The organism is Stenotrophomonas sp. HMWF023 (genome assembly GCF_003060985.1).
GTDB classification, from domain to species: Bacteria; Pseudomonadota; Gammaproteobacteria; order Xanthomonadales; family Xanthomonadaceae; genus Stenotrophomonas; species Stenotrophomonas lactitubi.
Genome location: NZ_QAIJ01000312.1, coordinates 21,567 through 27,483, shown reverse-complemented (window position 1 = coordinate 27,483; position 5,917 = coordinate 21,567). Strand labels below are relative to the sequence as shown.

Annotated in this window: 6 protein-coding genes and 5 tRNA genes; 2 read left to right on the top strand and 9 right to left on the bottom strand. The window is 64.5% G+C overall.

Going from position 1 to position 5,917, the window contains the following annotated elements; all coding sequences use genetic code 11:
• Positions 1-82: 82 nt before the first annotated feature.
• The 6 genes from DBR20_RS18495 to DBR20_RS18470 form a co-directional block, all read right to left on the bottom strand.
• Complete coding sequence (locus DBR20_RS18495) at positions 83-385, bottom strand: hypothetical protein (RefSeq protein WP_146187054.1); 303 nt, start codon at positions 383-385, stop codon at positions 83-85.
• 411 nt (positions 386-796) lie between these two features.
• Positions 797-872 (bottom strand) — tRNA-Lys (locus DBR20_RS18490).
• Between the two features lie 149 nt (positions 873-1,021).
• Positions 1,022-1,097 (bottom strand) — tRNA-Lys (locus DBR20_RS18485).
• Between the two features lie 79 nt (positions 1,098-1,176).
• Positions 1,177-1,253 (bottom strand) — tRNA-His (locus DBR20_RS18480).
• 173 nt (positions 1,254-1,426) lie between these two features.
• Positions 1,427-1,503: transfer RNA gene (locus tag DBR20_RS18475), tRNA-Arg, on the bottom strand.
• A gap of 38 nt (positions 1,504-1,541) precedes the next feature.
• Positions 1,542-1,618 (bottom strand) — tRNA-Pro (locus DBR20_RS18470).
• A gap of 182 nt (positions 1,619-1,800) precedes the next feature.
• Between DBR20_RS18470 and DBR20_RS18465 the strand changes: the two genes are divergently transcribed.
• Positions 1,801-2,559 carry a Bax inhibitor-1/YccA family protein gene (locus DBR20_RS18465; RefSeq protein WP_089239090.1) on the top strand — a complete coding sequence of 253 codons (759 nt, stop codon included), beginning with the start codon at positions 1,801-1,803 and terminating at the stop codon, positions 2,557-2,559.
• A 96-nt stretch (positions 2,560-2,655) separates the two neighbouring features.
• Complete coding sequence (locus DBR20_RS18460; protein WP_108267526.1) at positions 2,656-3,288, top strand: flavin reductase family protein; 633 nt, start codon at positions 2,656-2,658, stop codon at positions 3,286-3,288.
• A gap of 4 nt (positions 3,289-3,292) precedes the next feature.
• Here DBR20_RS18460 and DBR20_RS18455 read toward each other — a convergent pair whose 3' ends face one another.
• From DBR20_RS18455 to DBR20_RS18445, 3 genes are read right to left on the bottom strand one after another with little or no spacing between them, the layout of a single operon-like run.
• On the bottom strand, positions 3,293-4,054 hold the full coding sequence (locus tag DBR20_RS18455) for a sulfite exporter TauE/SafE family protein (protein WP_108267524.1): 762 nt from the start codon (positions 4,052-4,054) through the stop codon (positions 3,293-3,295).
• 26 nt (positions 4,055-4,080) lie between these two features.
• On the bottom strand, positions 4,081-4,989 hold the full coding sequence (locus DBR20_RS18450) for a LysR family transcriptional regulator (RefSeq protein ID WP_108267522.1): 909 nt from the start codon (positions 4,987-4,989) through the stop codon (positions 4,081-4,083).
• A gap of 53 nt (positions 4,990-5,042) precedes the next feature.
• Entirely contained in the window at positions 5,043-5,786 is a 744-nt protein-coding gene (locus tag DBR20_RS18445) for a cysteine hydrolase (RefSeq protein ID WP_108267520.1), read from the bottom strand.
• Positions 5,787-5,917: the final 131 nt, after the last annotated feature.

The window sequence follows — 5,917 nt, the reverse complement described above, 5'->3', positions numbered from 1 at the left end:
GCGGAAGGCTTCCACAAAACTGAATACGCTATTTGATGGAGAAAGCGGCCCGGGCGGCGGGTGCCGACCCGGGCCGCCGGGATCAATGCGCGGGCTGCGCCTGCCCCGACGCCGCACCATCGCTGCCCACCGCAGCATCGCGCTGGCGGGCCTCAAGCGTCGCGCCGTCCTCAGAGCGCTTCATTTCAACCGTATCCGCAGGCACCCGCTCCCCCGTCGCCTGGGCCGGACGCATTGCCATCGCCGGGTCGACCGGTTGCGCGGGGACATGCTCGACATCCGCAGCGCGCTCCACCGTCTGCGCGTGATCCGGCGTGGCCCCGGCAGTGGCGGCGTCGTCCACCCTGCAACCTGACAGCACGATCACCGCCAGGCCGGACAGCATCAGACCCACAGTCCTGTTAATGGCCATCAAAGCATTCCTCATGCATGCGCCTTCGGCGCGGAACACCTATTGGGAGCGATGCCGATGGCAACCGGTGAGAAGCAGCTCACAGCATTGAACATGCTGATGACGCATTTGACGCTGATTTCAGCCGTGCTTCAGTAGATCCACGCCATGCGTGGATGAACCCATCAATGCGTGCGGTATCCCCAATTACGTGGATGCACCGACGCTGTCGCAGGCAAGAAAAAAGCCACTTGGCGGACTGCTGCGCACCGCGCGGGCCCCTCTCACCAACACCCCCCCGGCTTCGCCGCGCCCCCTTGACTCAAGGGGGCTATCCTCCAGCCGGCTCCACGCCAGCGGAGACATAAAGAAAAAAGCCACTTGGCGGACCAAGTGGCTTTCGTCTGGTGGGCTGTCAAGGATTCGAACCTTGGACCTATTGATTAAGAGTCAACTGCTCTACCAACTGAGCTAACAGCCCGAAATCGGGGGCGAATTATGACCCGATCCGTGAGGGCGTTGCAAGCACTTTCTTCAACCTCGTTGAAACAAGCACTGCAACCGGCGATCCATCGCGAAGGGTTACATCTGAAGAAAAAAGCCACCGGGTGGACCCGATGGCTTCTGTCTTGGTGGGCTGTCAAGGATTCGAACCTTGGACCTATTGATTAAGAGTCAACTGCTCTACCAACTGAGCTAACAGCCCTTGAAACTCAGGCGCACATTGTAGCGTGCACTCTGTTTATTGCAATACCGTTTCGGCGTTGCCGATGCGGTTGAATCAGTGGGGTGGCTGAGGGGATTCGAACCCCCGACCACCGGAATCACAATCCGGTACTCTAACCAACTGAGCTACAGCCACCACTGAAACTTTCGCTTCACCGTCGATACTGCCGACGTTGACGCTTGATACGTTGCCCGAGGACTGTCACCGAAGTTCCGGTCCGCCGAAGCGAGTCCGACATTCTGGTGGAGTCGCCAGGGTTTTGCAAGCACTTCTTCACATCCGCCAGCTACGTTCCGGTGCCGCACCAATGGCGCGCCCGACAGGAATCGAACCTGTAACCGCCGGCTTAGAAGGCCGGTGCTCTATCCAGTTGAGCTACGGGCGCCCGAACCGGAACGGCGTCCAATCCGACGTGATGTGGATTGGTCGGGGTAGAGGGATTCGAACCCCCGACATCCTGCTCCCAAAGCAGGCGCGCTACCAGACTGCGCTATACCCCGGTGTTGCAATCCCCTAGGGCGTTGACCCGGGGAGCTGACCATTGTGGCCAAGCGCCGTACGAACTGTCAACGCGCAATCCCCGCCCTGCCCCGCCATGACCACAGCTTGCGCAGCCATCGGCTATGCTCGCAGCCATCGGCCGGATGGCCGAATCGCCCCCTTTTTCGCACGGAGAACTCGCATGCGCAGCGGCAACCCGGCTCTTTCCGAGTCGACCTTCCTCGATCTGGCCAGTGGCTCGGTAGTAACCAGCCCCGACCAGGCCATGACCATCAACGGCACCGTCAACAAAACCGGCCTCCTGCTGCTGTTGACCGTGCTGACCGCCGCCTTCGCCTGGAACCAGAGCGTGGACGACTATGGCCAGGTGATGGCCGGCGCCAAGCTGTACGCCATGGGCGGCGCGATCGGCGGCCTGGTGCTGGCCCTGATCACCATCTTCAAGAAGGAGTGGTCGCCGGTCACCGCGCCGATGTATGCGCTGGTCGAAGGCCTGTTCCTGGGGGCGATTTCCGCGCTGTTCGAACTGCGCTTCCCGGGCATCGTTTTCCAGGCGGTGCTGCTGACCTTCGGCACCCTGTTCGCATTGCTGATCGCCTACCGCAGCGGCGTTATCAAGGCCACCGAGAACTTCAAGCTCGGCGTGGTCGCTGCCACAGGCGGCATCGCCCTGCTGTACCTGGCTTCGTTCGTGTTGTCGTTCTTCAACATCCAGGTGCCGCTGATCCATTCCTCAAGCGGCTGGGGCATCGCCTTCAGCCTGTTCGTGGTGGTCGTGGCCGCGCTGAACCTGGTGCTGGACTTCGATTTCATCGAAACCGGCGCGGCCCAGCGCGCACCGAAGTACATGGAATGGTATGGCGCATTCGGCCTGATGGTGACCCTGGTCTGGCTGTATGTGGAGTTCCTGCGCCTGCTGTCGAAGATCCAGCAGCGCTGATCCAATCCATGCCGTAAACGACAAGGCCGCGGTTCGTCGGGATCGCGGCCTTTTTTGTAGCGTCGAGCACGCTCGACTCCCGCGGAAACACGCTCCATGGCAGACACCCTCCCTCGCCGCTTCCACAGCTATCGCCCGGCCGATGGCCATCGCCTGCCACATGATCCGTTCAACGCCATCATCGGCCCGCGCCCGATCGGCTGGATCTCCAGTCGTGATGCCGACAGCAATGTGAACCTGGCGCCCTACAGCTTCTTCAACGCGTTCAACTACACGCCGCCGATCATTGGTTTCAGCAGCCAGGGGCGCAAGGACTCACTGCGCAACATCGAAGCCACCGGCGAGTTCGTCTGGAACCTCGCCACATTCGATCTGGCCCAGGCAATGAACGAAAGCTGCCGCGCAGTCGCGCCCGAAGTGGACGAGTTCGCATTGGCGGGGCTGACACCACTGGCCTCGGAGCAGGTTGCACCGCCGCGCGTGGCGCAGAGCCCGGTGAGCATGGAGTGCCGCTGCACGCAGATCGTGCGCCTGCGCGACGCGGCCGGTAACGACACCAATGGCTGGCTGGTATTGGGAGAAGTGGTCGCCGTGCATATCGATACGCGCTTGCTCGTCGACGGCATCTACGACACTGCAGCGAGCGACACTATCCTGCGCGGTGGCGGACCGGCCGACTATTTCCGGATCAGCGCCGATCAACGCTTCCGCATGCTGCGGCCCGCCTGAACCCTCATCCTGGCGCCCCACGGGACAACAGCAACGGCAACGACGAGGCCAGCATGGCAACGCCGGAGGCCGTCAACAGCCCCAGCACGATCTGCCGGAAACGCGCTTCACTGATACCGACATACAGCTTCGCCCCCAGCAGCGTTGGCACCAGCATCGCCGGCGCGACGATGGCGAAGTACGGCAGCATCTGCCGGCTGACCATGCCGGTACCGACATAGGTGGCCATGGTCACCGCCAGCATCGCCAGGTTGAAGTTCTGGATGACCGCGCGCTGCTCGTCCTTGCCGAAGCCACGCAGCGTGCTCCACAGCGTCGGCACCGGTCCGGCAAATCCGCCGATGCCACTGAGCACACCGCCGGCCATACCGGCCAGCGCGTCGCCGAACCGGCCGCCAACGGTGATCGGTGGCAACGAACGCGCCATCAGCATCACCGGGCACCACAGCGCCAGGAATCCCCCCAGCAGCGCCTTGAACCAGACCATGTCCAGCTGCGGCAGCACCAGCACGCCAAGCGGAATGCCCGCCAACCCGCCGAGCACGAACGGCAGCAGCAGGCGCAGATTGAAGCCACGGCGCACGGTGAACACCGCCAGCAACTGGCCGACCAGCGCGCCAAACACCGACAGCGTCGCCGCAAGCCGGGGATCCAGCCCCCACGCCCAGAACGACATCGCGACCATGCCGAACGCGAAACCCGACAGGCCCTGTACGAACCCTGCGACGATCGCGCCCACCGCGACCAGCAGATACACCGATTCCATCCCCGCTCCTCACCGCTGCCGTGCGACTACGCTGCCGCACCCGACGCTGCAGCGTAATGCGCGGCCAGGTGATCGACCAGCGCACGCACCTTCGGCGCCAGCGCACGCGCATGGGGATACAGCGCGAAATAGCAGCGCGCGCCACCGTGCCAGCTGGGCAGCACGCGGATCAACCGGCCGGCGCGCAGGTCTTCCTGCACGGTGAGCGCAGTGAACAGACTGATGCCCATGCCGGCCAGCACAGCCGCATACAGTGCCGGCGTAGCGTCCACGCGCAGTCGCTGGCCTGCTTCCACGCTGACGACGGCAGCGCGCGGCCCGTGCAGCTGCCACGGCGTGATCGCAGCAACCGGGTTGAATGCCAACAGCGTGTGGTTCTGCAGATCGGCCACCTGTCGAGGCAGTCCGTGCCGGGCCAGGTAGGCCGGTGCCGCAACCAGGATGCGCGGGCAGCGCGCCAGTTCACGGGCGACCAGTTGGCTGTCAGGCAAAGACGGCGCGATGCGCAGGGCGAGATCGAAGCCACCGCCGACCACATCGACCAGCTGATCGTCGGCCGACAGCTCCAGCGCTACCTGCGGATAGCGCGCCAGGAAGCCAGGCAGCCAATGCGGCAACTCCTGGCTGGCGACCACCTGCGGCACGCTGACCCGCACGCGCCCGCTGGGCTGGGCCTGGCCGGCCCGCGCACGGTCATCGGCGGCCTCCAGCCGGTCAAGCAGCGCCACCGCCTCGCGGTAGTAGTCGCGCCCGGCCTCGGTCAGCGACAGCCGCCGGCTGTTGCGATCCAGCAGCCGTACCTGCAGGTGCTCTTCAAGTTGGCGCAACTGCCGCGACATCGCCGAATGGGTGGTACCCAGCCGCTCGGCGGCGGCAGTGAAACTGCCTGCCTCGACGATCGCGCGCAAGGCTCGCAGGGCGGCGAAATGGTCCATCAGGAGGTGACTCCGGTCGTCGGGGCCCGCTGGCTGCGGACCCCGCCAGCTTATCAAGCGTCGTCGCCGGCCTTGCGCACCGGCAGAGCCAGGATCGCCGAGGTGGTCATGACATCGCCAAAGGCATCCTCGATCTGCGCCAGCGATGCTTCATGCAATGCGCGATGGCCGATGCTCCCGCCATTGGCCAGATCCAGATCGCGGCTGGCAGAGGCATCGGAGGCCACGATCACCCGATAGCCGCGCGGCGCCGCAGCGGCATCACGTGCAGCACCGGCAACGCAGGCATGGGTCTGCAGGCCGGTGACGATCAGGGTGTCGATCCCGGCGTCTTTCAGCGCCTTGTCCAATACCGCTGCCGAAGCACCGGCGAACACGCTGACGTTGTCCTTCTGCACCACGGTCTCGCCCTTGCGCGGCTGCATGTCACGGTGGAAAGCCGCGTTGACGCTGCCCTCGGCGAACAGCGGCGCGCCAGCCGGCAGCACGTGCTGCACATGGATCACGCGGATGCCGTTGGCGTCGGCGAAGTCGACCACGCGGCGCGTCTGCCGCAGGGCCGCCACGCCATCGGGAATGACCATGCGACCACCAGTGAAACCGGCTGCGGCGCTGGCATCGAAATACTCGTTCTGGAAGTCGATCACCAGCACGGCCGTCTTCGCTGCGCCAAGCGAGGTGGCAGCCGGGGCGCCGGCCATATGTCGGATGGTGGGATGGGAGGACTCGGCGGCGGCCGCCGGGGTGGTGGCGGCCATGCCGATCAGGCTGGCCAGGCCGAAAGCAGCGAGGTTCATGGTCAAGCTCCTGTGCGAGGGAAAGTCGGCACAGGATGAGGAGCGTTGAACGCACGAACCAGCCGCATCCGAGCACAAGATCTGTGCGAAGCGTGCACAGATCAATTTTTGTGGAGGTGGTGAAACGCAAC

What these genes read in the sequence shown, in the direction of transcription:
- DBR20_RS18495 (WP_146187054.1), bottom strand. Translation starts at nt 385, where the DNA reads ATGCTGTCCGGCCTGGCGGTGATCGTGCTGTCAGGTTGCAGGGTGGAC.
- DBR20_RS18465 (WP_089239090.1), top strand. Translation starts at nt 1,801, where the DNA reads ATGCGCAGCGGCAACCCGGCTCTTTCCGAGTCGACCTTCCTCGATCTG.
- DBR20_RS18460 (WP_108267526.1), top strand. Translation starts at nt 2,656, where the DNA reads ATGGCAGACACCCTCCCTCGCCGCTTCCACAGCTATCGCCCGGCCGAT.
- DBR20_RS18455 (WP_108267524.1), bottom strand. Translation starts at nt 4,054, where the DNA reads ATGGAATCGGTGTATCTGCTGGTCGCGGTGGGCGCGATCGTCGCAGGG.
- DBR20_RS18450 (WP_108267522.1), bottom strand. Translation starts at nt 4,989, where the DNA reads ATGGACCATTTCGCCGCCCTGCGAGCCTTGCGCGCGATCGTCGAGGCA.
- DBR20_RS18445 (WP_108267520.1), bottom strand. Translation starts at nt 5,786, where the DNA reads ATGAACCTCGCTGCTTTCGGCCTGGCCAGCCTGATCGGCATGGCCGCC.